Source organism: Leifsonia stereocauli, assembly GCF_038432415.1.
Taxonomy (GTDB): domain Bacteria; phylum Actinomycetota; class Actinomycetes; order Actinomycetales; family Microbacteriaceae; genus Orlajensenia; species Orlajensenia stereocauli.
The window spans coordinates 101,373-126,866 of record NZ_JBCAUN010000003.1 but is presented as its reverse complement, the minus strand read 5'-3'; the positions used below and the strand labels follow the sequence as shown (position 1 = coordinate 126,866).

The following is a 25,494-nucleotide window of genomic DNA, read 5'->3' as shown; positions in this document are numbered from 1 at the left end:
CGGACGAAGTCCGCGGTCGAAACGCTTCGGGCGGCCGCTGCGCTCGGCCCTCGGCGAGCAGACTCCCTCTACACCCCGCCGCCACCGCCTCCGCCGCTGCCGCCGCCCGACGACGCACCGCCGGCCGAACCGCCGCCGGAGGCCGAGTAGCTCGAGGTGACGCTGGTCGAGACCGAGCTGATGCTCGTCGCGAAGAGCGCCGCGTTGAACGGATGCGACCCGACGTACCATCCCGGCTGTGATCCGGTCTGCTCGTAGTAGCGGCCGAGTTCGGCCGTCCACTTCTTCTCGTGCCCGAGCAGCACGGCCCAGGGCAGCAGCCGCTCGGTGAGGTCGAGCATCTGTTCGCTGTCGTCGGTGGCGATCGGGGTGCGTTCGGCTCCCTGTGGCGACTGCAGGTACCGGATGCGGTCGGCCTCGGCCAGCTCGATGTACTCGTCGAGCCCCTTGAGGTGATCTCGGGCCGCGACTCCCTTGGCGTCGAGAGGGTACTTGGCCACGGCGATGCAGGCACCGATCAGGGCGAGCAGCGCGACGCCGATGAACACGCCGGGCCAGAAGCCGCCGTAGACGGTGGCCAGGGAGACGGCGGAGAAGAGGATCGCCAGGATGCCGGCCACGATCGCTCCGACGACCACGAGCGTGACGGGGCCCGTGGGGAACGGCCTGCGGAAGCCATCCGTCACGGCATCAGCCCGCACCCTCTTGCCAGCAGCGGTGAGGCGCTTCAGCGCCTTCGAGTCCGTCTTCCCGAGCGGCCGGCGCTCGCCGGGGGTGAGCGAGTCACCGAAGATGGCGTGCAGCACCTCGAGGTCGTCGACGCTCGGCTCGGGATTACGGAAGGCCTCGCGACCCGTGGCGCGGGTCTGCAGGAACTCGATCTCGTAGGAGTCCTTGCCCCCGGCGCGCGGATTCGCCACCTCGACTATGCGCACGCGGCCGGCGACGGCGAGCGCGAGGATCTGCGCCGGAGGGGCCGTCGTGGTCCTGTTGAGGATGACGCCGGCCAGTGCAATGCTCACCCCGGGCGGCGGCAGGTACTCGGCCACGATGATCCCCCGGCCCGGGGCGTCCTTCAGCCGGGTCGAGCGCACGACGAACGCCCCGATCATGGCCAGCACCGTGAGCAGGGTGAACACGAGCGCGAGAATCGGCCACGGGGCGGCGAAGAAGCCGTCGTCGCGCGGGACGAACGTGCCGTTCTCGAAGCCGATGGAGAAGGTCAGGTTCTCGTGCGGCCCGAGATCGGATGCCGCGAACTCGTAGCCGTCGGCGGTCTCGGAGATCTCGGCCGGACCGTCTGCACCCTCGGCGCCCGACGCCGCATCGGCTTCCCCAGTTCGAGCCTGTAGGAGCTCGTCGGTCAGGTGAACGCGAGCGGTGACCCGGCCGAACGGCTGCGCCCAGTCCGTGCCGTTGGTGTCGCGGTAGAACTCCTGCGCATCCGTGTCGGCGTAGTACCTGTCGAGGTACTTCTCGGTGTAGGTGATCACGTACATCTGGAGCCCGTGCACGTACTCGTCGCCCGCGATGGTGAGGCTCACGACGCCGTCGTCACTGTCCTCTTCATAAGTACGCTTCTCGCCTGCGCCGTCGGTGACGGAGACGATGGTCAGCTCGGTCGGATGCCCGTCGTACTCGGCGTTCAGATTGCGACGGATGCCGCGATTCTGGTCGGCATCCGGGAACACCGCCACGAGAGTCTCGACGGTCTCGACGGTCGAGTGCCCTTCGGCGTCGCGACCCAGCGAATAGTCGCCATGGAAGCTCTCGAAGGTGAAGTCGTCGACGTCGGCGAGCGCCGGAGCCGCCGGGAGCAGCGCACCTCCGACGGCGATCGCGACGGCGATGGTCAGGGCGATGAGTCGTCTCACAGGGCCCAGCCTAGGTCGGGCGCGGCGTCGGATGCCGTCGGTGATGCGGATGCCCTCCGGGAGTCGGCCATACTCGAGACCATGCCCACCCCGCCGGCGCCGAACAGTGCGCAGCGCCCACATCCGAACTGGCGCGTGCACCCGGCGTGGATCGTCGCCGGCGTCGCCTTCCTGGCGCTGGTCGGTGCCGCCGGGTTCCGGGCGGCGCCAAGCGTGCTCATGCTGCCGCTCGAGGCGGAGTTCGGGTGGTCGCGCACCCAGCTCTCGGTGGCCGTGACGGTGAACCTGCTGCTCTACGGCCTGATGGCGCCGTTCGCCGCGGCACTCATGGCGCGCTTCGGCATGCGCATAGTCACCACCTGCGCGCTGCTGCTGGTCGCGGCGGGTGCGGGGCTGAGCGTGTTCGCGACCGAGCCCTGGATGCTGGTGCTCACGTGGGGCTTCCTCATCGGCATCGGCACGGGATCGATGGCGCTGGTCTTCGCGGCGACGGTGGCAGACCAGTGGTTCGTGCGCAGCCGCGGCCTCGTGGTGGGAATCCTGACGGCCGGGAGCGCGACGGGCCAGCTGGCGTTCCTGCCGTTCATCGCGATCCTCGTCGAGCAGCAGGGCTGGCGTCAGGCCACCCTGCTCGTGGCCTGCGGCGCGCTCGCCGTCGTCCCGCTGGTGCTCCTCTTCCTCCGCAACAACCCCGTCGACCTCGGGCTCACGCCATTCGGCGCGCCGGATTCCTACGTCTACCAGCCGCCGGCGAAGGGCAACGCGGCGAAGCTCGCGCTGTCGACTCTCGCCAGGGCCAGCAGGGTGCGCACTTTCTGGGCCCTCGTGGCGGGTTTCGCCATCTGCGGCGCGACCACCAACGGCCTGGTCGGCACCCACTTCATCCCGAGCGCGCACGACCACGGCATGGCCGAGACGACGGCCGCGGGCCTGCTGGCCGTCGTGGGCATCTTCGACATCGTCGGCACCATCGCATCGGGGTGGCTGACGGATCGGGTGAACCCCCGCATCCTGCTCGCCGTCTACTACGCCGGCCGCGGCCTCGGCCTGCTCGTGCTTCCGTTCCTGCTGTCGGCCACCGTCGCTCCGCCCATCATCATCTTCGTCGTCATCTACGGGCTCGACTGGGTGGCGACGGTTCCGCCGACTGTCGCGCTCTGCCGCGAGGTGTTCGGCAAGGACGGCCCGATCGTCTTCGGCTGGGTCTTCGCCTCGCACCAGGTCGGGGCCGCCATCGCCGCCACTGCGGCGGCGACAGTGCGCGATGCGACCGGCGAGTACACGCTGGCCTGGTTCGGCGCTGCCGGCCTGTGCATCGTGGCCGCCGTCGTGAGCATCTCCATCTCGCGGCGCCCGCGAGCACTGTCCGCCGCATCCGTCACCTGAGACGAGCATTGTTCGCTTGACCTCTTCGCGAGCGCGTGCAATTCTGAAAGGCTGATCGGCCGCGCGGGGGACCACCCTCCTACCGCGCTCGTCCCACCGGCGACAGCTTCTGCATCCTGCAGTGTCGGTGGGTACGTGGATACTGCCTTCACATCCCGCATTGCCCTGCCTTCCACCACCCTTCGGAGATCTGATGCTCGGAAAACTCCTCGTCCGCTACCTGAGGCCGTATCGCTGGGCGCTGCTCGGCGTGCTGGTCTTCCAGTTCATCGCCGCCCTCGCGTCGCTGTACCTGCCCACCCTCAATGCCCAGATCATCGATGAGGGCGTCGCGACAGGCGACACCGGCTACATCTGGTCGACGGGCGTCATGATGCTCGGCATCTCCCTCGGCCAGATCATCGCGTCGATCATCGCCACCTACTTCGCCGCACGCGCGGCCATGCAGATGGGCCGCGACATCCGCGACAACATCTTCGAGAGGGTGAGCGGGTTCTCCGAACGCGAGGTCTCGCAGTTCGGCGCCGGATCGCTCATCACGCGCAACACGAACGACGTCCAGCAGGTGCAGATGCTCGCGATGATGGGCGCGACCATGCTCGTCTCGGCGCCGCTGCTGGCGATCGGCGGCGTCATCATGGCCATCCGCCAGGACATCGGGCTCACCTGGATCATCGCGATCGCGGTCCCGGCCCTGCTCATCGTCGCCGGTCTCATCATCAGCCGCATGGTGCCGCTGTTCCGCACGTACCAGAAGCGCCTCGACGCCGTGAACCGGATCATGCGCGAGCAGCTCACCGGCATCCGGGTCGTGCGCGCGTTCGTGCGCGAGCCCATCGAGGAGGAGCGATTCGCCGCGGCGAACTACGACATCATGGTCGTCGGCCGCAAGGTCGGATCGCTCTTCGTCGTCCTGTTCCCGCTCGCGATGCTGGTGCTCAACGTCACCGTCGTCGCCGTGATCTGGTTCGGCGCCATCAGGGTCGACAACGGCGACATCCAGGTCGGCACGCTGTTCGCCTTCATGCAATACATCATGCAGATCCTCATGGGCGTGCTCATGGCGAGCTTCATGACCATCATGATCCCGCGCGCGGCCGTGTCGGCCGACCGCATCGGCGAGGTGCTCGACAGCACGAGCACGCTGATCCGCCCGACCCAGCCCGCGACGACCTTCCCGGAGCCCGGGTCGGTGTCGTTCGATGGAGCCGGCTTCACCTACCCGGGCGCCGAGCAGCCCGTGCTCTCCGGCATCACCTTCCGGGCCGAACCGGGTGAGACCGTGGCCGTCGTCGGGTCCACCGGAGCCGGCAAGACCACCCTCGTCTCGCTCATCCCCCGCCTCTTCGACGTGACGGCCGGCACTGTGTCGGTCGGCGGCGTCGACGTGCGCCAGGCCGACCTCGACCTGCTGTGGAACGGCATCGGACTGGTGCCGCAGCGTCCGTTCCTGTTCACCGGGACCATCGCATCCAACCTCCGCTTCGGCCGGGAGGAGGCGACGGACGACGAGCTGTGGCGGGCGCTCGAGATCGCCCAAGGTGCCGACTTCGTCTCTGAGATGGACGGCCAGCTCGAGGCCCGCATCTCCCAGGGCGGAACGAACGTCTCGGGCGGCCAGCGCCAGCGTCTCGCCATCGCGCGGGCGATCGTGCACCAGCCCGACGTGCTCGTCTTCGACGACTCGTTCTCGGCCCTCGACCTCACCACCGATGCCCGACTACGACAAGCCCTCTGGAGGGAGCTGCCACAGGTGACGAAGATCGTGGTCGCCCAGCGCATCTCGACCATCACGGATGCCGACCGCATCGTCGTGCTCGACGACGGACGGATGGTGGGAGTCGGAACTCACGAGCAGCTGCTCGAGTCGAGCCAGACCTACCGTGAGATCGTCGAATCGCAGCTCGGAGTGGAGGCAGGCGCATGAGCACCGGGACCACAAGCGCGATCTCCGCAGAGGAGCAGCTCGAACTCGAACTCGCCGAGCAGGCGCGCCTCGCCTCCGGCGACTGGGACAGCGTCAAGCCGGGCAAGGCCGCGAACTTCCGCGAGAGCTTCGGTCGTCTCATCGGCCTGCTGAAGCCGCACCGCGTCGCCTTCATCTTCGTGTCGTTGCTCGGCGCGATCGGCGTGCTCCTCACCGTCGCGGCACCGAAGGTGCTCGGCGAGGCGACCAACATCATCTTCGAGGGCGTCGTCTCCGCGCAACTGCCTGCCGGCGTCACCCAGGACCAGGTCGTGGAGGGCCTGCGCGCCGACGGCCAGACCGATCAGGCCAACATGATCGCCGCCATGAACATCACACCGGGCGAGGGGGTCGACTTCGTCCGACTCAGCCAGGTGCTCATGTTCGTGCTGGCGCTCTACCTGGTGGCCTCGGTGCTGAGCTGGATTCAGGGCTTCGTGATCAACATCATCATGATGCGCACCATGTACCGCCTCCGCGAATCCGTCGAGGCGAAGATCAACCGCCTGCCGCTCAGCTACTTCGACAAGGTGCAGCGCGGCGAGCTCATCTCGCGCGTCACGAACGACATCGACAACATCACGCAGACGATGCAGCAGTCGCTCTCGACTGTCATCACGAGCGTGCTCACAGTGGTCGGCGTTCTGATCATGATGTTCTCGATCTCGTGGCAGCTCAGCATCGTCGCCCTCGTCTCCCTGCCGCTCATGGGAGTGATCTTCGGTGTCATCGGGCCCAAGTCGCAGAAGGCATTCAACATCCAGTGGCGCAAGGTCGGCCGCCTCAACGCCCGTGTCGAGGAGTCGTTCTCCGGTCACGCCCTCGTCAAGGTGTTCGGCCGCGAGGAAGACGCCATGGCGAAGTTCAAGGCGGAGAACGAGGAGCTGTACCAGGCCTCGTTCAAGGCGCAGTTCCTGTCGGGCATGATCATGCCCGGAATGATGTTCATCGGAAACCTCACGTACGTGGGCATCGCCGTGCTCGGCGGGCTCATGGTGGCCAGCGGCCAGCTGCGCCTCGGCGACGTGCAGGCGTTCATCCAGTACTCGCAGCAGTTCACCCAGCCGCTGTCGGAGCTGGGCGGAATGGCCGCCGTCGTGCAGTCCGGTGTCGCTTCTGCCGAGCGGGTCTTCGAACTGCTCGACGAGGAGGAGCAGGAGCCGGACGCAGCCGACGCCCCGAAGCCGGTCGATGGCGACGGCACGATCTCCTTCGAGAACGTCGCCTTCTCCTACACGCCGGATCGGCCCCTGATCCGCGACCTGTCGTTCCGGGTGAAGCCGGGCCAGACGGTGGCGATCGTCGGACCGACGGGTGCCGGCAAGACCACGCTGGTGAACCTCATCATGCGGTTCTACGAACTGAACGGCGGCCGCATCCTCATGGACGGTCAGGACATCGCCGACCTGCGGCGCCACGACGTGCGATCGCGCACGGGCATGGTGCTGCAGGACCCGTGGCTGTTCGCGGGAACCATCCGCGAGAACATCCGCTACGGGCAGCAGAGCGCGACGGACGACGACATCGTGGCGGCCGCGAAGGCCACCTACGTCGACAGGTTCGTGCACTCGCTGCCCGACGGGTATGACACCGTCCTCGACGAGGACGCGTCGAACGTGTCCGCGGGCGAGAAGCAGCTCATCACGATCGCGCGAGCGTTCGTGTCCGCTCCGTCGGTGCTCATCCTCGACGAGGCGACCTCATCGGTCGACACCCGCACCGAGCTGCTCCTCCAGCACGCGATGGCTGCGCTCCGCAACGGTCGCACCTCGTTCGTGATCGCGCACCGCCTGTCGACGATCCGTGACGCCGACCTCATCCTGGTGATGGAGCACGGCGACATCGTCGAGCAGGGGTCGCACGAGGAGCTCATCGCGCGGGAGGGCGCGTACTACCGCCTCTACAACTCGCAGTTCCAGGGTGCGACCGACATCGACGCCGAGCTCGCCGCCGTCACCGGATCGGTGTCTGCGGCATCCGGAACCGATGTCGTTCCGGAATCGGAGAGCGACCCGGCGAACGCGTAGCGGTCTGGCTGCGCTTCGGGCGCGGACTTCGTCCGGCCCTCAGCGAGCAAGGGAGGAGTTCCCGCTCGCTGAGGGCCGAGCGCAGCGACCGCCCGAAGCGCACCAGTAGGGTCACAGCGTCGACGCGTTCAAGAGTTCACTTGAACGCCCTGTCGCCGATGGCGAGATCAGGCCAGACTCGTGCCATGGGAGCACGTGACACGCGGATGCCGCGCTCGATCTCGCTGGCCGCCGTCATCGGTGTGCTCTGTGTGGCGTCGTCGGTCATCGCGGCCATCGCCGGGATAGCCATCGTCATGACGGGCACGGAGATCGCCTTCCTGCTGGTCCTGGCCGCCTTCCCCGTGTTCGTCACGGGCATCGGCGCTCTGGCCGTCGACGCCCGGCGGCGGTGACGGCGATGGCGGCGCCGGACCCGGCTGGCTCGGCTGGCTCGGCGACGGCGGTGATCCCGCAGCGCTCGGCATCCCGCGCCCCGTGGGCCCCGACCGCCATCCTCCTCGTGGTCGCCGGAACCGCCCTCATCCTCGCCGCCAGCATCAGATGGCAGCCGTGCGTCGTCGACCTCGACTCCCTGGCCTGCGTCGAGGCGCAGGACCACCTGCGCGACTACGGAATCGTGAGCGCGCCGTTCGAGCCGATCCTCGGCGCCGTCGTGCTCGCCGCCCTCGCCTCGTTCGTGATGACGGGCTTCTGGCTGCTGTGGGCGTCCTGGGCTGCAGCGTCGCGCACAGCCCTGGTCGCCTGCCTCGTGGCAGCGGCATCGGGCGCCGTCATCGGCACCGGTCAGCTTCTGGCGGCGCTGACGGATGCCACCCTCGGCGTGCTCGGCTGGGTTCCGGCATCCGTTCTCGGCCTCATCGCACTCCTCGCCCCGGTCGTCGCCTCCATCGTCCTGCTCCTGCTCTCCCCGCCGCACCGCGGTCGCCTGGCCTGGGGCGTGCTCGCTCTCGGGCTTGTTCTCGGCAGTCAGATCGCCGAGTTCGTGATCCTGTCGAACCTGTTCCTCGCCTCCCACGACTCCCCCATCGGCACCGGCTATCTGCCGGGCGCTGTTCTCGTGATCGCCGGATGCCTCTTCGGCATCGCCGCGATCGAGCGCGCCCGAACCGCCGTTGTCAACCCTCCCCCCAGTTGACCTCGGCAACCTCACGCGGGCATACGATGGATGCCGTGGAGAGGGCGGCTCCTGTGCGAGCCGAGGACCTGATGATGCCGAAGAAGCCGTCTGCTGTCCGTATGAATCTCCGCTCAGCCACGTCCACGCATCAGCAGTGCGCAGCTGACACGAGCACGCCCAGACGAGCGCGCCGGAACGATTGAAGGGGAGAGTCGTGACGACTTCCAATGAGGGTGCCAAGTCCACGGAGACGAGCGGCAAGGCCCCGACCGGCAAGTATCGACGCAGGGCGATAGGCCTCGCGGTCTCGGCTGCCGTCGGTGGATTCCTGTTCGGTTTCGACTCGTCGGTTATCAACGGCGCCGTCGACTCGATCCAGCAGGACTTCGGCCTCAACGACGTCATCACGGGCTTCACCGTCGCCATCGCCCTTCTCGGCTGCGCCCTCGGCGCGTACCTCGCCGGAACTCTCGCCGACCGCTGGGGCCGCCTCAAGGTCATGCTCCTCGGTGCCGTGCTCTTCTTCGTCAGCTCGATCGGCGCCGGCCTCGCCTTCTCCGTCTGGGACCTCGCCCTCTGGCGGGTCGTCGGCGGTCTCGGCATCGGTATCGCCTCTGTCGTCGCCCCTGCCTACATCGCCGAGATCGCGCCTCGGCAGATCCGTGGTGGCCTGGCCTCGCTGCAGCAGCTCGCCATCACGATCGGTATCTTCGCCGCGCTGCTGTCGGACGCCCTCCTCGCGGGTGTCGCCGGCGGCGCTGACGAGGTGCTGTGGCTCGGGCTCGAGGCCTGGCGCTGGATGTTCCTCGTCGGCGCCATCCCGGCCGTCGTCTACGGCGTGATCGCCCTGCGACTGCCGGAGTCACCGCGGTACCTGCTCACCAAGGGCCGCACCGACGAGGCGCGCGAGATCTTCTCCACCCTCGTCGAAGCCGACGATCTCGACCGTGCCGTCGAGGACATCCAGAAGGCGATCGACGAGGACAAGGAAGGCGAGAAGGCCACCCTGCGCGGCAAGGCGTTCGGCCTCAAGCCCATCGTGTGGATCGGTCTGACCCTGTCGATCTTCCAGCAGTTCGTCGGCATCAACGTGATCTTCTACTACTCGACGACCCTGTGGAAGGCCGTCGGATTCGCTGAGTCCGACTCGCTGCTCATCAGCGTCATCACGTCGATCACCAACGTCGCCGTCACCGTCGTCGCCATCCTCCTCGTCGACCGCCTCGGTCGCCGTCCGATCCTGCTCGCCGGCTCCGCCGGCATGTTCCTCTCTCTGGGCGCGATGGCGCTGGCGTTCTCGTTCGCCGTCACGGGATCGAACGGCGAGGTCTCGTTGCCGGATGCCTGGGGCCCGATCGCGCTCGTCGCAGCCAACATCTTCGTCATCTCCTTCGGTGCCTCGTGGGGCCCGATCGTGTGGGTGCTTCTCGGCGAGATCTTCCCGAGCCGCATCCGTGGCAAGGCCCTCGGCCTCGCCGCTGCAGCGCAGTGGATCGCGAACTTCCTCATCACGGTGTCGTTCCCCGCGCTGGCGGCGTTCTCGCTCACCTTCACCTACGGCATGTACGCGGCGTTCGCCCTGCTCTCGGGCATCTTCGTGTTCTTCAAGATCCCGGAGACCCGTGGCATGGCGCTCGAGGAGGCCGAGGTCACCTTCGCGTCCAAGCCCAAGCGCGGCAAGTCGGAGGTCACGGCCAAGCTGTAGAGACAGTCACGCAGTACTCCGAGGGTCGGGCGCTCGCAGCGCGCTCGACTCTCGCTGCGTTCCCGGGCGCGCAGCCCGCACTCAGCTGTCGTTCACTTTCGCGGCATCCGGTGCTGCCATGATCGACCGATGACCACACGCGCCCGCCGACGCACAGCGCGTGGAGTCTCAGTGCTCGTGTGGGGTCTGGTGCTCGCAGCGCTGTTGGTCTTCCATCGGGCGCTGCCCGGCTTCGCGGGAACACTCTCACTCGTCGAGGCCGCATTCCCCTGGCTGGGCGTCATCGTGATCGCGCTGCTCGTCGGGGCGATCATCGCGCGAACGCCGGCGGCGTTCATCGGAGCCGGCGCCGCAGCGCTGGCGTGGTGCTTCGTCGTGCTGCCCGCCGCCCTCCCCGTTCCGGCCGTGGCCGCCACGGCCGAGACGACCACGATCGTCAGCGAGAACCTCGAGGCCGGCAATGGCGACGCCGCGGCCATGGTCAGCGCCCTCGCCGACGACCAGCCCGACGTGATCGTGCTGCAGGAGCTCAGCGCCGACATCCGTGACACCGTCGCAACCGCCCTCGCCGAGCGCTACCCGTACTCGTTCGTCGCCGGCACCGTGGGCGTCTGGAGCACGACGGAACTCTCGAACGGGCAGCGACTCGACCTCGGCCTCGGCTGGAAGCGCGCCCTCAGCGTCGACGTCGACACAGCGCAGGGAGTCACCCGGCTCTTCGCCGTGCACCTCGCCTCCTTCCGCCCTGGCGAACACGAGGATCGCGACCGGATGCTCGAGAACCTCGCCGGCACCCTCGCCGATGACACGTCGAAGCGCCTCGTCGTGATCGGCGACTTCAACACCTCCACCGACGACCACATGCTCGTTCCGGTGACGGATGAGGCACCCCTGGTGCGCACCGACACGGCGGGGTTCCCGTTCACGTGGTCGGCCGGGATCCCCTTGGTGGCGCTCGACCACGCTCTGACGCGCGGAATCGACGCCGCATCCGTTCACGTGCTCGACGCCAACGGATCGGACCACCGCGCCATCGCACTCACGGTCGGTCGCTGACGCTCGTCTGGCGTCGACCTCGCGGGGGACGGCGGCGCCTGAGGAGGCTCACCGCATCCGTGTATTCACTGAACGGATGCCCCCTGAACGGGGTACGCGCCCTACGCTGGAACCCGGGTAGACGACGGGGAGAACCATGGCACCGCAGACACAGCAATCGGCGACGGGGAGCGACTACGCCCGCATGATCACCGTGGCGGTGAGCGCCGTCATCGCCGTCGTGGGCTCATTCATCGGTTCGGGTGCTGCTGGCGGAACCCCGATCCAGGATGCCGCCGGCGGAGCCCTCGCAGCGGACGCCACGGTGGTCGCACCCGGCTCGGGCGCATTCAGCATCTGGAGCGTCATCTACGCCGGGCTGCTCGCCTACGCCGTCTGGCAGTTCTTCCCGGCGCAGCGCACGGCCGAGCGCCAGCGCAGGCTCGGTTACTGGATCGCGGCGTCGCTCATCCTGAACGCGGCGTGGATCCTCAGCATCCAGTTCGACCAGCTCTTGCTGAGCATCCCCATCATCATCGCTCTGCTCCTGGTGCTCATCCGCTGCTTCCTGCTGGCCAGGCGGTACCGCGGAGACGGGGTGATCGACGCCATCATCACCGACGGCACCATCGGGCTCTACCTCGGGTGGGTCACCATCGCGACAGTCGCGAACATCACGGCCGGTCTCGTCGCCGTCGGCTTCGACGGATTCGGCCTCGAGCCCGACGTGTGGGGCGTGATCGTCATCGCCGTCGCCGGCCTGATCGGCATCGGGCTGGCGCTCCGGGGTGAGGGCAGGCTCGCTCCGACGGCCTCACTCTGCTGGGGCATCGCCTGGGTCGCGATCGCCCGCCTCACGGGCGACCTGATGTCGACTCCGACGGCCATGGCCGCGATCACCGCCGTGGTCGTCATCGTGATCGTGACCATCGTGGCGCGATTGCGTGCGACCACGGAGGACCCCGACAGGGTCCCGGCCGCGACAATGGTCTAAGCGGCGTCCTCGCCCGCCGCCGCACCCCGCCTGCGGCGCGAGCCGAGGTCGAGCACCGCGATGGCGAACGCGACGGCGATGAACAACGCGACCGACAGCATCCCGTAGCCGTAGGCGTGGTGGTAGAGCGTGAGGTCGCTCTCGCCGCTGTCCTTCTCCCGGTAGATGGTCGAGTAGAACAGCGACAGGGCGACGGCCGTGCCGATGGCTGTTCCGATGCGCTGGCCGAGCTGCCCCACCGAACCGGCGAGCCCGCCCTGACGCACGGGGATGTCGTGGAGCGTCAGCGTCTGGTTCGGCGAGACCACGAAGCCACCGCCGGTGCCTGCGACCAGCATGGCCGCCGCCATGAACCACGGCGTGAGCTCAGGCGGGGTCAGGATGGCCGCGGCCACGAGCAGGCCGGCGCCCAGCAGCACGCCGACCAGTCCCCACACCACGAGCGCCCGTCCGTAGCGCGAGACGAGAGTGCCGCCGCGCCACGACGAGAGAGCACTGGTGAGCGCGAAACCGATCGACACCATGCCGGCGAACACCGGAGCCAGTCCGAGCCCCTGCTGCAGGTAGAGCGTCGTGAGCAGGAAGGCCGATGGCAGCGCGGCGAAGTAGACGGCGATGAGGGCCGATCCGTTGCGGAACGAACTGATGCGGAACAGCTTCAGCGGGATCAGAGGATCCCGCCCAGCGGCGGCGTAGCGCGTCTCCCAGGCGATGAACGCCGTGACTCCGAGCACGAAGACCACGAGCAGCCACCAGCGGGCCGGGTCGTCGGTGGGCGCGCCGGTGGTGAGGAGGAACGGCCACATCAGGGCGAGGATCGTGATGCCGAACAGCAGGATCCCGACGGGATCGATGCTGACCGACCGCGACGATCTCTCCCTCGTCTGGGGCAACAGCCAGATCGCCAGCGCAAGAGCCGCAATCCCGAGGGGCAGGTTGATCCAGAAGATCAGCCGCCAGCCGTCGCTCTCCCCGCCGATGGCGATGAGCAGACCGCCGAGCGTCGGACCGACGGCGGTGGCGATGCCGATCATCGCTCCGAACAGGCCGAACGCCTTGGCGCGCTCGGCCCCGGGGAACAGCTGCTGGATGAGGCCGAGCACCTGCGGCATCTGGATTCCGGCTGCCACACCCTGGACGAGGCGGGCGACGAGCAGGAAGGTGCTGGTGGGGGCCAGGGCGCAGGCGACGCTGGCGAGGGTGAACAGCGTGAGGCCGACGATGAAGAACGCCTTGCGCGAGCGGACGTCGCCGAAGCGACCGGCCGGAACCAGGGTGAGGCCGAAGGCGAGGACGTAGCCCGAGACGATCAGCTGCAGTTCGGTGGAAGTCGCGCCGAACGACTTCTCGATCGACGGCAGGGCCACGTTGACCTTGGAGAGATCGAGGATGGTGAGAGCGGCGACAGCCACGCAGACCCAATAGGCTCGCCACCGCTTCTGCGGCGTGAGCGGGATGTTCTGCGTGATCGGCGCATCCGTCATCACGTCCAGCCTAGGGCTGCGTTCGACTCAGGAGGAGTGCAACCGCTCCACGTACTCGTCGGCGTCGACCCACTCCGAGCCGCAGGCGCGGCAGTGACGGGTGGGAGCGTCGATCTCGGTCAGCCAGCCGCCGAGCACGACGTCGCCCTCGTCGGCCGCCGTGCGCAGCACGTCGTCGGGGACGCCGTAGATGATCTGCACCGTGGCACCCGAGCGGCAGTCGGGGCACGCGAAGCGGCGGGCCTCCGTTGGGGTGTTGATCTCGATGGTGCTCATGCAAGAGACGGTACGTCGGCCCACCGACATCGGCGCTGCACGGCCCCGGCGGTTCGCACCAGCGAATCGCCCCGGTCGGCAGAAGCGCCGACACGGATGGCCTCCCTGTACCCCGAACCACGTCGACGAATCGCGCGCGACCCCGCACTGTGGGGGCATCCGCGCGCCATTTGTCCCGCATACGGGGAATGTCGGCTGAGCACCGCCGTGGTTAACGTTGAAACGTGAGCCCTACTCCACTTCGCACCACCGTCACCGACGAGGAAACCGCGGCGCAGTCACGCCTCGGAGACCCGGGTGACATGTCCGACATCCTGAACCCCCTCGGACTGCTCCAGCCCAAGCTCGCGCGCATCGAGTCGATCGTCGTGCGCACGCTCGGCGCCGTCCTGGCCGTCGGCGGCCTCGGCTACCTGCTGTTCTCCCTCCTCTCCACTCCCGCCTGAGTCGGTGACGACTCCCGCCTGATTCGGGTTCCCGACCGCCGAGCGCTGCCGCCTAGGGTGGAACCCGTGCCAGCCGCAGACTCCCCCGCCGCATCTCCCCGTCCCGGCATCGCCGACAGGCTCTCCCGCCTGGTGCAGCTGCCCACGGTCTCGGCCGAGCTCGAGACCCGCGGGAACGCGCCGTTCGAGGCCGTCGAGGCCCTCATCCGCGAGTTGTACCCGCTCGTGCACGAGCACCTCGCCTTCGAGAAGATCACCGCTTTCGGGCTGCTGTACCGCTGGGCCGGCAGCGGAGGCCCCGGTGCCGGCAGCGCGAACGAGCCCCTCATCCTCATGGCCCACTACGACGTGGTTCCGGTCGACGAGAGCGACGCGTGGACCTACCCGCCCTTCGACGGCACCGTCGCCGGCGGGTACGTCTGGGGTCGCGGCACCCTCGACGACAAGGGCGAGCTCGTGCTCATCCTCGACGCCGTCGAGAACCTCCTCGCCGCCGGCTTCACGCCGGCGCGCGACGTCTACCTCTCCTTCGGCGGCAACGAGGAGACCTTCGGCGACGCCGCCAGGACCATCGCGAGCACGCTGAAGGGTCGCGGCATCCGTCCGTGGCTCGTGCTCGACGAGGGTGGTGCCGTGACGGATGCCCCGCTCCCCTTCATCCCGTTGGTCACGGCCGTCGTCGGCGTGGCCGAGAAGGGCGCCCTCACCGTGCGCCTCGACGCCCGTGGCGAGCCGGGCCACGCGTCGGCTCCCCCGCGCGAGACCGCGACGACGCGCCTCGCCCTCGCCGTGCGCCGCATCAACAGGCACGGCTTCAGGCCGCACTTCCCGAGGGCGGCGCGCACGATGTTCCGGGTGTTCCGTGAGAACACGACGGGTCGGCCGCGCGCCATCGTGTCGGCGCTGCTGGCCGTGCCCCCGCTGACCGCCCGCCTGTTCGCCAGGCTCGCCGGAGATGCCGGAGCCATGGTGCGCACGACGGTCGCCGTCACCATGCTCGACGGGGGAACCGCCGCGAATGTGCTGCCGTCGCAGGCCGCGGCCACCCTCAACATCAGGATCGCCGTCGGTGAGACCGTCGCCACTTCCGTCGCCCGCATCCGTCACCTGGTCCGCGGACTCGACATCACGGTGACGGTGCTCGAGGGGGATGACCCGTCGCCCGAGTCGTCGACCGAGAACGCCCAGTTCGCGCTGATCCGCGACGCTGTGGGCGTGGCCTACCCCGAGGCCGTCACCGCTCCATACGTGCAGATGTCGGCCACGGACGGGCGGCACTTCCACCGCTTCTCGCCCGCGACCTACCGCTTCGCACCGCTCATGATGACGGGGGTTCAGCGCGCCTCGATCCACGGCGTCGACGAGCACGTCTCGATCGACAGCCTCGAACGGGGGGAGCGTTTCTACACCGCTCTGCTGCGTTCGTTGCCTGCCTGAAACATTCGTCTGCCTAGAGTGTGACTCGGCCCGGATCGACGGGCCGTCCTCTTGCCAAAGGAGCCGCGATGTCGCGCGCAGTGAAACTCGGATCGGTGGCCGGCGTCGTCGGCTTCCTCGCCTTCGTGGAGTTCACGAGCGGCATACTGCAGGGGTACTACACGCCCCTGCTCACCGAGATCGCGCGCAACCTCGGCATCCACGACGCCGACGTCAACTGGCTCGAGGGCACGCAGCTCATGCTCTCGGCCCTGGTCGTGCCGGCCATGGCCAAACTCGGCGACATGGTCGGACACCGGCGGATGCTGCTCATCTCGACAGCTGTCACGGCCGTCGCCTCGCTCGCCCTGCCGTTCACCGACGTGTTCTGGGTGTTCCTCGTGGCCTGGGCGCTGCAGGGCTTCTACGTGGTCTGGCTGCCGCTCGAGATCGCGCTGGTCTGGTCGCGCAGTCGCTCGCTCGGCTCCCCCGCCGCCATCACCCGCCGTGCGGCCGGCCTGCTGGTGGCGGCACTCGAGCTCGGCGCCATCGCCGGTGCCCTCACGGCCGGCGCCCTGGCCGACGTCCTCCCGCTGCAGACCACCCTGCTCATCCCTGGCATCGCCGTGGCCATCTGCTTCTTCGTCGTGCTCTTCGGAGTGAAGGAGTCGCCGGACCTCACGGGCGGAAAGTTCGACACCGGCGGTCTCATCCTCATCTCGCTCGCCCTGCTCGCCCTCACCGGCGGCCTCAGCCTGCTGCGTCTCGCCGGCCCCGGCGACCTGCTCTCCTGGGCGGTCGTGCTGCTCGGCGTGCTGCTCGTCATCCCGTTCGCCCGCTACGAGCTGCGCCAGAAGGATCCGCTCATCGACGTGCGCCTGTTCCGCTCGCCGGCGCTCGGCCCGATCTTCCTCACCGCCGGCCTGTTCGGCGTGAGCGTGCTCGGAGCGCAGGCTCCCCTCTCCACCTTCGCCAGAACTGACGCCGCGACCTACGGCTACGGTCTCTCGGCCACCAGCGGCCAGACCTCCATCCTCATCGGGGCGTACGTGCTGTCGATGATCGTCGGGGCCATGCTGTTCCCCGTCGCCACCCGATTCGTCACGCCCCGCATAGCGCTGATCGGAGCCAGCTCCCTGGTGGCGATCGGCTACCTCCTGTTCCTGCCGTTCCACGACGGCTACGTGAACGTGCTGTCGAACATGATCATCGCCGGCATCGGATCGGGCGCCCTCGTCGCAGCGCTGCCGGCCGCGGCAGCCGCTGCGGCTCCACGGAGCCAGACCGGTGTGGCCACGGGTCTCACCAACTCGGTCAAGACCGTCGGCGGGGCCATCGCATCCTGCGTCTTCGGAATCGCCCTGCTCAGCCACGTCGGAGGAGCCGCGACCGAGGGCACGGCCGGATCGCTGAGCGGCTACATCACCGTGTGGCTGGTCTGCGGCCTGACTGCCGTGGTGGCCGCCGTGCTGCTGGTCTTCGTGCCGAAGTTGGCCTTCTCGGATGCCGCTGCGGCCGAGGTGGCGACGGAGCCCGTCGTGCGCTGACCCTCCGCCCGCTGAGGCCCGGACGGAGTCGCGGTCGAAGCGGCCCCGGCCGTCAAGCGGACGGTCAGTAGTCGAGCTTCTCGATCTCGAGCCGCGCCAGGTCGACGTTGCGCACCATGCGCATGCGCTCCTTGCGGGTGCGCTTGTAGTTGGCGTCGACGGCGCTCTGCGGGCGCTCCAGGTCGAGACGCATCCCGATGGCGCCGGCCACGTCGTCCCAGGCGTCGTCGCGCGCCGCCGTGATGAAGGTGCGCAGGTACTCGTCGTCGGCCGCGCGCTTCTCGAGCTCCGCCGCCACGGCGAGGTTCACCCGCTCGCGCAGCCCCAGATTCACGAGGTCCTTCGACCTGTAGTCGTGCATGTCCTGCGGATTGCCGTGCAGCGTCGCCGCGGCCGCGCTCTCCTGGGCCACCCTCTCGGCTGCCCCGCGCATCTCGGCGGCCAGCCCGGCGAGCGCATCGCGGGCATCGGGCAGGAAGGAGTCGACGTCGAAGTCGATGCTCTCGCCCAGCACGCTCACCAGGATGCGGTTCTTCAGCACCATGCGGCTGGAGTACTCGGCGAGCATCACGCCCTCCTCGCGGGCGTCGGCCTCCTCAGGAGGCTCAGCCCACGGCAGTGTGGAGAAGTCGAACGGCGGCGGCTTCCTCCTGCGCCACCGACTGAACCACATCGCACTCCCGCTCCGGGCGTCGATCGTCGACGCACCACTCTCGAGAATACCGGCGGCCCGTGACACGACGGCAGCGTCCGGCTGAACGATGCGACGCCCCCGTCCTGTCGTCGGGTCGCGCTATCGTGCAGGCAGGCGGCGCGACGGACGCGACGACTGCGGCGGAGGTGGCATGTTCCTGCTCGACGGCACTGTGGTGACGAGTGCGAGCGACCTCACCAGTGCGTCGAAGTGCGAGTTCGCCTTCCTCCGCAAGCTCGACGCCAAGCTCGGCAGGATCGACGCCGTTCCCGATGCGGAAGACGCCATGCTCGCCCGTACGGCAGTGCTCGGCGACAAGCACGAGAACCGGGTGCTCGCCGACTACCGCGAGCGCTTCGGCGACGGAGTGGTCGAGGTGGCGCGTCCACCGGAGCTCACGACCGAGACCCTGCAGTACGCGACGGATGCCACGGGCTCGGCCTTCGCATCCGGAGCCGATGTGGTCTTCCAGGCCACCTTCTTCGACGGCGCGTTCCTCGGCTTCGCCGACTTCATCGTGCGCCGACCCGGCGGCGTCTACCTGGTGCAGGACACCAAGCTCGCCCGTCGCGCGCGGGTGACGGCACTGCTGCAGCTGGCCGCCTACGCCGACCAGCTCGACGCGCTCAGGGTGCCCCGCGCCGACACCGTCGAGCTGCTTCTCGGCGATGGCAGCGTGAGCGTGCACCGGGTCGACGACATCCTGCCCGTCTACCGCAAGCGTCGGGCCAGGCTGCTGCAGATCGTCGACGAACGCGTGGATGCCGACGCACCGGTCGCGTGGGGCGACCCGCGCTACACGGTCTGCGGCCGCTGCGCGACGTGCGCGGCCGAGGTCGACGCGAGCCGCGACGTGCTTCTCGTCGCCGGCATGCGCATCTCGCAGCGCGACGCCCTGCGCTCCGCGGGCATCACCACCATCGACGAGCTGGCGGCCATCGACCTGCGCCCCGACGGGGAGTCGCCGGTCGAGGGCATGGCGCGCAGCACCCTCGAGTCGTTCAGCGTGCAGGCGGCCCTGCAGGTCGAGGCCGATCGGGCGACGGATGCCGCTCGCGTCGACGCGATCGCGGCGGGCGCAGACCCCGAGCAGGTGCACCTTGCGCCGCCCGTCGCCGTGCGCGACGCGCAAGCCCTGGCCGCCGTGCCCGAACCGGATCCCGGCGACCTGTTCTTCGATTTCGAGGGCGATCCGCTCTACACCGAGGGCGCCGGCATCAGCTGGGGCATCGACTACCTGTTCGGCGTGCTCGACCGGGGTGACGAGTTCACGACGTTCTGGGCGCACAGCTTCGCCGAGGAGAAGGTCGCGCTCGAGCGCTTCCTCGACTTCGTCGACGGGCGCCGGGCGGCCCACCCGGGCCTGCACATCTATCACTACGCCAGCTACGAGCGCACCCACCTGCTCTCCATCGCCGCCCGCCACGGCACCTGCGAGGCCCGCGTCGACCAGCTGCTCAGCGACGGGGTGCTCATCGACCTCTACCCGATCGTGCGCCGCGGCATGCTCGTCGGCAGCCGCTCGTACTCCATCAAGAAGCTCGAGCCGCTCTACATGGGCGACGAGGAGCGCGAGGGCGTGACGAACGCCGCCGACTCGATCGTGGAGTACCAGCGGGCGATGGATCTCGCAGCGGCTGGAGAGGTCGCCGAGTCGCAGGCCATCCTCGACGACATCGCCCGCTACAACCGCTACGACGTGCTGTCCACCCTGCGCCTGAGCGAGTGGCTCCTCGAACGCGCCGCCGAGGTGGGCATCCGACCGGCTCCCCGCTCGCCTCGGGAGGGCGAGCAGTACGTGCAGTCCGAGCTCGCCATCGCCCTGTCGCACCTGGCAGGCTCCGGCGACGCCTCCATCGACCACCGCACGCCAGACCAGACCGCGCTGGCCCTGGCATCCGCCGCCATCGACTACTACCCGCGCGAGCGCAAGAGTTTCTGGTGGGCGCACTTCTTCCGCCTCGACCAGCCCGTGCGCGAGTGGGAGGACACGCGCGACGTGCTCGTCGTCGACGCTGCGAGGTCGCGCGTCGAGATCGACTGGCATCTTCCGGAAGGCCGGAGCCAGAAGGAGCGGCGCACGCTGCGGCTGCACGGGCGCTTCGGCCCGGGCTCCAGGATCTCGCCCGGCGCCGGGCTCTTCGCCCTGTACGAGCCCGACGGGGCCGTGGTCGACGACGATGCCGACCCCGGTCAGCGCATCAGGCGCGACGTGACGGTGCTCGATGTGCTCGACGACGGGCTGGTGGTCGAGGAGGCTCTGCCCGTCGGTGCCGCGCGGCACCGTCAGGCGCCCATGGCAGTCGCGCCCGGCTGGCCGCTGCGCACGACAGCGCTGGAGAACGCGATCAGCGAGTGGGGCGCAGCCCTCGTGCGGGAGCATCCGACCTGGCCGCGCGATCCCCTGACCGACATCCTCCGGCGCACCCCGCCGAGGTCGAGGCGCGGCGAGCTCGTGCCCGTGACCACTGGCGCCTACGAAGACGCCGTCGTCGCCAGCCTGGTCGACCTCGACTCCTCCTATCTCGCCGTGCAGGGACCACCCGGCACCGGCAAGACGTACCTCGCCTCGCATGTCATCGCCCGGCTGGTGAACGACCACCACTGGAAGATCGGCGTCGTCGCCCAGTCGCACTCCGTCGTCGAGAACCTGCTCGATCGGCTCGCCGACGCCGGACTCGACCCAGCCCTCGTGGGCAAGGCACCCAAGTCGGGGGATGAGACCGCCCACGACTACACCCTGTTCGCCGACAAGAATGCCGCCCTGCTCTTCGCGCAGGCACACGGTAAGACGGGCTTCGTCGTCGGCGGCACGGCGTGGGACTTCGCCAACCCCGCACGCTTCCCGCGGCGCGGCCTCGACCTGCTCGTGGTCGACGAGGCCGGCCAGTTCTCGCTCGCGTCGACGCTCGCCACGAGCGTCAGCGCCCGCAACCTGCTGCTCCTCGGCGATCCCCAGCAGCTTCCGCAGGTGAGCCAGGGCACCCACCCCGAGCCCATCGACAGCTCCGCCCTCGGCTGGGTGGCCGCGGGCCACGACGTACTGCCGAAGGAGTTCGGCTACTTCCTCGCCGAGAGCAGACGGATGCATCCGGCGGTCGCGGAGCCCGTGTCGAGGCTCTCCTACGAGGGCGAGCTGCGTTCGCACCTCGATGCCGCCGACCGCCTGCTCCTCGAGACCGAACCCGGGCTCCACACTGTTCCCGTCGTGCACTCGGGCAACGCGACTGAATCGCCCGAGGAGGCGGCCGTCGTCGTGCAGCTGGTGCAATCACTGCTCGGAACGCCGTGGCGATCGAGCCGGCACGCTGCGGCGCGACCGCTCGAGCAGGCCGACTTCATCGTGGTGACGCCGTACAACGCCCAGCTCGCCCTGGTGCGGGAGGTGCTCGATCGGGCCGAGCTGCCCCAGGTGCGGGTCGGCACCGTCGACAAGTTCCAGGGCCAGGAGGCCGTCATCGCGGTGGTGTCGCTCGCCGCATCGTCTGCGGCCGACGTTCCTCGCGGCATGGAGTTTCTCTTCATGAAGAACCGCCTCAACGTGGCCGTCTCGCGGGCGCAGTGGGCGGCCTACCTGGTCTACTCGCCCGAGCTCACCGAGTACCTGCCGCTGACGCCGCAGGGAGTCACCGAACTGAGCGCGTTCATCAGGCTGGTGGAGGACCAGCGCTCATAGAGACCGCATAGCGAACGCACAGGGGCTCCGTCCGCGGCGGCAAGGGTCGCCATAGGCGCATCGGGCTTGATGGAACTCGGACAACACCGAGACCCCCTGGAGCATCCGCATGCAAGCCATCACCATCGCCATCGACCTGATCGCCATCGGCGTCCTGACCTTCGGCATCTACTTCCCCCGCCACCGTCGCCGCGACCTCGTCGTCGCGTTCCTCGGTGTGAACGTGGGCGTGCTCGCCGTCTCGATGATCCTCGGCTCGACGGCCATCGGCGCCGGCCTCGGCCTCGGCCTGTTCGGCGTGCTGTCGATCATCAGGTTGCGCTCGCGCGAGATCGAGCAGCACGAGGTCGCCTACTACTTCGCCTCCCTCGCGCTCGGCCTCATCGCCGGCCTCAGCATCAACTTCGACTGGCTCACCTTCGCCCTCATGGGCCTCGTCATGGTCGTGCTCTTCATCGGCGACCACCCCCGGCTGTTCGCCCGTTACCGCCAGGAGCTCGTCGTGCTCGACCGGGCCATCGCCTCGGAGCCGGCGCTCATCGCCCACCTCGAGCAGCTGCTCGACGCGAAGGTGCACGGCGTGAAGGTCGAGGAGCTCGATCTGGTGAACGACACCACGTCCGTCAACGTGCGCTACCAGCTGCGTGCGTCGGCGACGGCGACGGCGACGACGACGGATGCCGCAGGCTCGACCGGAGCCCGTCGCGACGAGCTGGTGGTGACCCGATGACCGGCACGGCCCTCGCCACCATCACCGCCCTCCCGCCCGTCACCCTCGATGAGCTCAACGAGCGCGCCGAGCTGCAGACCCGCGTCGACCGCAAGTACATGCTGCCTCTCGCCGACCTCGCCGAGGTGCTCACCGACCTCGATGACGACACCCGTGTGTTGGAGCTCGAGGCCGTCGCTGCTGAGCCGCACGAGACGCATACCGCGATTGGCATACCCTCCGGCATCCGGTCAGCCGCCTACGAATCGGTGTACTTCGACACCCCTGGCCTCGTGGCCTTCCACCTCGCAGCGCGCGGACGCCGCCGCCGGTTCAAGGTGCGCACCCGCTCCTACCTGGACTCGGGCGCCACCTTCCTCGAGGTGAAGACCCGCGGTGGCCGCAGCCTCACAGTGAAGGACCGCCTCGAATACGATCCAGCCGACCACGACAGGCTCACCGCCGAGGGCCTCGCCTACACGAGCTGCGTGCTCAGCGAGTCCGGCGTCGCCGAGGGCGAGTGGGCGACGCTCACCCCGACGCTCATCACGCGCTACCGCCGCACCACGCTGCTGCTTCCTGCACGAGCCGGTCGCGATGAAAGCCGCGCCACCATCGACGTCGACCTCGAGTGGATCGACGAGGGCGCCGGCCTCTTCCCGCGTCGGCTGCGCACACCGGCTTCAGTCATCGTCGAGACCAAGTCGGGGCGCGCCACCGGCAGCCTCGACCGCGCACTCTGGCGGCACGGGCACAGGCCGGCCACCGTGTCGAAGTTCGGCACCGGGCTCGCCGCCCTCCGCCCCGACCTGCCGTCGAACAAGTGGACGCGTGTGCTGCGCCGGCATTTCACCGCGGCAGCCCCGCATGACCAGAACCCGACTCTTCAGACCATTCAGACCATCCCCACCTCCGCGTCCGACGCGGCCTGAGCTCCAGGAGCCATCATGCGATCCCCCAAGTACTACCTCCTCGTCCCCATCCTCGCCGGGGGCCTCGTGCTCGCGGGCTGCGCCGTCACGTCGACCGACAGCGGCAGCGGCAGCGAGACCAGCTCGAGCAGCAGCAGCGAGACCACCGCCGACCTCGTGCCCACGGCATCCGTCGACGTCACGCAGACTGCAGCCGAGGTGCTCGCCGCCAACCAGAAGACCCACACGACTGCAGACGACAGCGCCGACGACGCCGCGTGGAGCGAGGCCGACTCCACCGCCATCGACCTCGACGACGAGAGCGGCACCGTCACCATCTCCGAGGCCGGCACCTACCACCTCACCGGAACGCTCAGCGATGGCCAGGTCGTGGTGAACAGTACCGGCGACGGCCAGGTGAAGCTCGTGCTCGACGGTGTCGACATCACCAGTTCGACGGGCTCGGCGATCAGCATCGTGGCCGCCGACGAGGCCGCCGTCATCCTCGCCGATGGTTCGACGAACACGCTGACGGATGCCGCGAGCTATGCCGACGCCGACGCAGACACTCCCGTCGCAGCCCTGTCCAGCGCCGCCGACCTCACCATCACCGGCACCGGGGCGCTCGACGTGACCGGCAGCAGCAATGACGGCATATCGTCGAAGGACGGCCTCGTGATCGCCGGCGGCGACATCACCGTGGACGCACAGGACGACGGCATCCGGGGCAAGGACTACCTCGTGATCCTCGACGGCACGATCAGCGTCACCGCTGGCGGCGACGGCCTGAAGAGCGACAACGACGAGGATGCCGCACGCGGCTACATCGCCATCGAGGGCGGGGCCGTCACCGTCGATGCGACGGGCGACGGCATCTCGGCCACGACCGACGTCGTGACCACCGCCGGCTCGCTCGATGTGACGTCAGGTGGCGGTGCCGACCAGACCGTGGCCGACGACGCCTCGGCGAAGGGCATCAAGGCCGGTGCCATCATCGTGCTCGGCGGCGGAGACGTCTCCGTCGATGCAGCCGACGACGCCGTGCACTCCGACAATGCCGTGCACATCGCCGACGGCGTCGTCAGTCTCGCCACGGGCGACGACGGCGTGCACGCCGACGATGCGCTCCTCGTCTCCGACGGCACCCTCACCATCTCGCAGGCCTACGAAGGGCTCGAGAGCTCCGAGATCTCGGTCGCCGGCGGCACCACCTCGGTGACGGCGAGCGACGACGGCGTGAACGTCTCCGACGGCAGCGGCGGCAGCGAGATGGGCGGCGGCGCACCCATGGGCGGCGGACCCGACCAGGCAGCGGATGCCGCAGCCGAGGACGCCGCAGACGCAGCGGCCGATGACGCCGCCGCGACGGACTCGGCCGACACCGCTGCGACGGGCGACATGACCCTCACGATCTCGGGCGGAACCCTCACTGTGAACTCCGAGGGCGACGGCCTCGACTCCAACGGCTCCGCGTCGATGACCGGAGGCACCGTCGTCGTGAACGGCCCGACGGGCAGCGGAAACGGCGCTCTCGACGTCGACAGCGGCTTCGACATCAGCGGCGGATCGCTGCTGGCCGTCGGCAGTGCCGGCATGATCGTGGCTCCGGATGCCGACGCCGACCAGGCCTCGATCTCGGCCACCCTCGACTCGAGCCACGCCGCCGGCAGCGCCGTGACAGTGACGGCGGACGACGGCACTGTGGTCGCGAGCTTCACCGCCACGAAGGAGTTCGCCTCGGTGGTCTCCTCCTCGGCCGACATCGTGAACGGGCAGACGTACACGGTGACCGTCGACGGCTCAGCGGCCGGCACTGCGGTGGCCGGAGAGCAGACGAGCGAGATGGGTGGCGGGATGGGCGGTGGAGGAACCCCGCCATCCCGCTGATCTCCCCTGCCCCGCTCGCTGAGGCCCGGACGGAGTCCGCGGTCGAAGCGCACCACGGCCGCGTTGGGCCCGGCTGCGCTTCGGGCGGTCGCTCCGCTCGGTCCTCAGCGAGAGCGGGTACTCGGGCGGCAGCGGCTAGATCCCGCCCACGCTCACGGCAGCCCCCACCGCGGCACCCGCCGCGTCGCGCAGCACCGCGACGACCATCGATCCGTAGGGCTCGCGCCACACGCTGTGCCGCACACGGTGCGACTCCTCGTCAACCAAGACGCGGGCGACGAATCCGGCGCCATCGACGGCGACGCCCACCGGCGCTCCGTCCACCGAGATCGAAAGCGCCG

At 69.1% G+C, this 25,494-nt stretch carries 19 protein-coding genes; 15 read left to right on the top strand and 4 right to left on the bottom strand.

The features are described 5' to 3' along the window. Positions 1 to 68 precede the first annotated feature (68 nt). Positions 69 to 1,874, bottom strand: a complete 1,806-nt coding sequence (locus tag AADV74_RS14755) for a DUF2207 family protein (RefSeq protein ID WP_342115442.1) — start codon at positions 1,872 to 1,874, stop codon at positions 69 to 71. An 81-nt stretch (positions 1,875 to 1,955) separates the two neighbouring features. On the opposite strand from AADV74_RS14755, the gene AADV74_RS14750 reads away from it, so the two are divergent. From AADV74_RS14750 to AADV74_RS14715, 8 genes are all read left to right on the top strand, one after another. Continuing rightward, complete coding sequence (locus AADV74_RS14750) at positions 1,956 to 3,260, top strand: MFS transporter (protein WP_342115440.1); 1,305 nt, start codon at positions 1,956 to 1,958, stop codon at positions 3,258 to 3,260. A gap of 193 nt (positions 3,261 to 3,453) precedes the next feature. Continuing rightward, entirely contained in the window at positions 3,454 to 5,187 is a 1,734-nt protein-coding gene (locus tag AADV74_RS14745; protein ID WP_342115437.1) for an ABC transporter ATP-binding protein, read from the top strand. Continuing rightward, on the top strand, positions 5,184 to 7,253 hold the full coding sequence (locus AADV74_RS14740) for an ABC transporter ATP-binding protein (RefSeq protein WP_342115434.1): 2,070 nt from the start codon (positions 5,184 to 5,186) through the stop codon (positions 7,251 to 7,253). The genes AADV74_RS14745 and AADV74_RS14740 overlap by 4 nt, the downstream gene beginning before the upstream one ends. A 185-nt stretch (positions 7,254 to 7,438) precedes the next feature. Continuing rightward, positions 7,439 to 7,648: a hypothetical protein gene (locus AADV74_RS14735; RefSeq protein ID WP_342115432.1), complete on the top strand. Its 210-nt coding sequence runs from the start codon at positions 7,439 to 7,441 to the stop codon at positions 7,646 to 7,648. A gap of 5 nt (positions 7,649 to 7,653) precedes the next feature. Next, positions 7,654 to 8,391, top strand: a complete 738-nt coding sequence (locus tag AADV74_RS14730; protein WP_342115431.1) for a hypothetical protein — start codon at positions 7,654 to 7,656, stop codon at positions 8,389 to 8,391. Between the two features lie 181 nt (positions 8,392 to 8,572). Then, on the top strand, positions 8,573 to 10,078 hold the full coding sequence (locus AADV74_RS14725; RefSeq protein WP_342115429.1) for a sugar porter family MFS transporter: 1,506 nt from the start codon (positions 8,573 to 8,575) through the stop codon (positions 10,076 to 10,078). A gap of 129 nt (positions 10,079 to 10,207) precedes the next feature. Next, complete coding sequence (locus tag AADV74_RS14720) at positions 10,208 to 11,134, top strand: endonuclease/exonuclease/phosphatase family protein (protein ID WP_342115426.1); 927 nt, start codon at positions 10,208 to 10,210, stop codon at positions 11,132 to 11,134. Between the two features lie 136 nt (positions 11,135 to 11,270). Continuing rightward, entirely contained in the window at positions 11,271 to 12,107 is an 837-nt protein-coding gene (locus AADV74_RS14715) for a tryptophan-rich sensory protein (RefSeq protein WP_342115424.1), read from the top strand. Here the strand turns inward: AADV74_RS14715 and AADV74_RS14710 are convergent. Together AADV74_RS14710 and AADV74_RS14705 are read right to left on the bottom strand one after the other, a co-directional pair. Further along, positions 12,104 to 13,591: an MFS transporter gene (locus tag AADV74_RS14710; RefSeq protein ID WP_342115422.1), complete on the bottom strand. Its 1,488-nt coding sequence runs from the start codon at positions 13,589 to 13,591 to the stop codon at positions 12,104 to 12,106. The two genes, AADV74_RS14715 and AADV74_RS14710, sit on opposite strands and share 4 nt — an antisense overlap. Positions 13,592 to 13,618: 27 nt before the next feature. Then, positions 13,619 to 13,867, bottom strand: a complete 249-nt coding sequence (locus tag AADV74_RS14705) for a hypothetical protein (protein ID WP_342115420.1) — start codon at positions 13,865 to 13,867, stop codon at positions 13,619 to 13,621. A 224-nt stretch (positions 13,868 to 14,091) separates the two neighbouring features. On the opposite strand from AADV74_RS14705, the gene AADV74_RS14700 reads away from it, so the two are divergent. The 3 genes from AADV74_RS14700 to AADV74_RS14690 all read left to right on the top strand — a co-directional run bounded on the left by AADV74_RS14700 (position 14,092) and on the right by AADV74_RS14690 (position 17,276). Beyond that, a complete protein-coding gene (locus AADV74_RS14700) occupies positions 14,092 to 14,313 on the top strand; it encodes a hypothetical protein (RefSeq protein ID WP_342115418.1) in 222 nt (73 codons plus the stop codon). Between the two features lie 66 nt (positions 14,314 to 14,379). Then, the gene (locus AADV74_RS14695; RefSeq protein ID WP_342115416.1) at positions 14,380 to 15,750 is read left to right on the top strand and encodes a M20/M25/M40 family metallo-hydrolase; all 1,371 of its coding nucleotides are present in this window, start codon (positions 14,380 to 14,382) and stop codon (positions 15,748 to 15,750) included. A 68-nt stretch (positions 15,751 to 15,818) separates the two neighbouring features. Continuing rightward, complete coding sequence (locus AADV74_RS14690; RefSeq protein WP_342115414.1) at positions 15,819 to 17,276, top strand: MFS transporter; 1,458 nt, start codon at positions 15,819 to 15,821, stop codon at positions 17,274 to 17,276. A gap of 64 nt (positions 17,277 to 17,340) precedes the next feature. Here the strand turns inward: AADV74_RS14690 and AADV74_RS14685 are convergent, their stop codons facing one another. Beyond that, entirely contained in the window at positions 17,341 to 17,949 is a 609-nt protein-coding gene (locus AADV74_RS14685) for an asparagine synthase (RefSeq protein WP_342115412.1), read from the bottom strand. 172 nt (positions 17,950 to 18,121) lie between these two features. Here AADV74_RS14685 and AADV74_RS14680 point away from each other — a divergent pair, with 172 nt between their 5' ends. From AADV74_RS14680 to AADV74_RS14665, 4 genes are all read left to right on the top strand, one after another. Further along, positions 18,122 to 21,646 (top strand): TM0106 family RecB-like putative nuclease, encoded by a 3,525-nt coding sequence (locus tag AADV74_RS14680; RefSeq protein WP_342115410.1) that lies wholly within the window; start codon positions 18,122 to 18,124, stop codon positions 21,644 to 21,646. A gap of 109 nt (positions 21,647 to 21,755) precedes the next feature. Continuing rightward, positions 21,756 to 22,376, top strand: coding sequence for a DUF4956 domain-containing protein (locus tag AADV74_RS14675; RefSeq protein WP_342115408.1), 621 nt, complete (start codon positions 21,756 to 21,758; stop codon positions 22,374 to 22,376). Further along, positions 22,373 to 23,287: a polyphosphate polymerase domain-containing protein gene (locus AADV74_RS14670; RefSeq protein WP_342115406.1), complete on the top strand. Its 915-nt coding sequence runs from the start codon at positions 22,373 to 22,375 to the stop codon at positions 23,285 to 23,287. Before AADV74_RS14675 ends, AADV74_RS14670 begins: the two co-directional genes overlap by 4 nt. Positions 23,288 to 23,302: 15 nt before the next feature. After that, the gene (locus AADV74_RS14665) at positions 23,303 to 25,153 is read left to right on the top strand and encodes a carbohydrate-binding domain-containing protein (protein ID WP_342115404.1); all 1,851 of its coding nucleotides are present in this window, start codon (positions 23,303 to 23,305) and stop codon (positions 25,151 to 25,153) included. The last annotated feature ends 341 nt before the right edge of the window (positions 25,154 to 25,494 follow it).

Excerpts from the sequence above, each read along its gene's own strand:
- AADV74_RS14750 (WP_342115440.1), top strand. The coding sequence starts at position 1,956 with ATGCCCACCCCGCCGGCGCCGAACAGTGCGCAGCGCCCACATCCGAAC.
- AADV74_RS14745 (WP_342115437.1), top strand. The coding sequence starts at position 3,454 with ATGCTCGGAAAACTCCTCGTCCGCTACCTGAGGCCGTATCGCTGGGCG.
- AADV74_RS14740 (WP_342115434.1), top strand. The coding sequence starts at position 5,184 with ATGAGCACCGGGACCACAAGCGCGATCTCCGCAGAGGAGCAGCTCGAA.
- AADV74_RS14735 (WP_342115432.1), top strand. The coding sequence starts at position 7,439 with ATGGGAGCACGTGACACGCGGATGCCGCGCTCGATCTCGCTGGCCGCC.
- AADV74_RS14730 (WP_342115431.1), top strand. The coding sequence starts at position 7,654 with ATGGCGGCGCCGGACCCGGCTGGCTCGGCTGGCTCGGCGACGGCGGTG.
- AADV74_RS14720 (WP_342115426.1), top strand. The coding sequence starts at position 10,208 with ATGACCACACGCGCCCGCCGACGCACAGCGCGTGGAGTCTCAGTGCTC.
- AADV74_RS14715 (WP_342115424.1), top strand. The coding sequence starts at position 11,271 with ATGGCACCGCAGACACAGCAATCGGCGACGGGGAGCGACTACGCCCGC.
- AADV74_RS14710 (WP_342115422.1), bottom strand. The coding sequence starts at position 13,591 with ATGACGGATGCGCCGATCACGCAGAACATCCCGCTCACGCCGCAGAAG.
- AADV74_RS14705 (WP_342115420.1), bottom strand. The coding sequence starts at position 13,867 with ATGAGCACCATCGAGATCAACACCCCAACGGAGGCCCGCCGCTTCGCG.
- AADV74_RS14690 (WP_342115414.1), top strand. The coding sequence starts at position 15,819 with ATGTCGCGCGCAGTGAAACTCGGATCGGTGGCCGGCGTCGTCGGCTTC.
- AADV74_RS14685 (WP_342115412.1), bottom strand. The coding sequence starts at position 17,949 with ATGTGGTTCAGTCGGTGGCGCAGGAGGAAGCCGCCGCCGTTCGACTTC.
- AADV74_RS14680 (WP_342115410.1), top strand. The coding sequence starts at position 18,122 with ATGTTCCTGCTCGACGGCACTGTGGTGACGAGTGCGAGCGACCTCACC.
- AADV74_RS14675 (WP_342115408.1), top strand. The coding sequence starts at position 21,756 with ATGCAAGCCATCACCATCGCCATCGACCTGATCGCCATCGGCGTCCTG.
- AADV74_RS14670 (WP_342115406.1), top strand. The coding sequence starts at position 22,373 with ATGACCGGCACGGCCCTCGCCACCATCACCGCCCTCCCGCCCGTCACC.
- AADV74_RS14665 (WP_342115404.1), top strand. The coding sequence starts at position 23,303 with ATGCGATCCCCCAAGTACTACCTCCTCGTCCCCATCCTCGCCGGGGGC.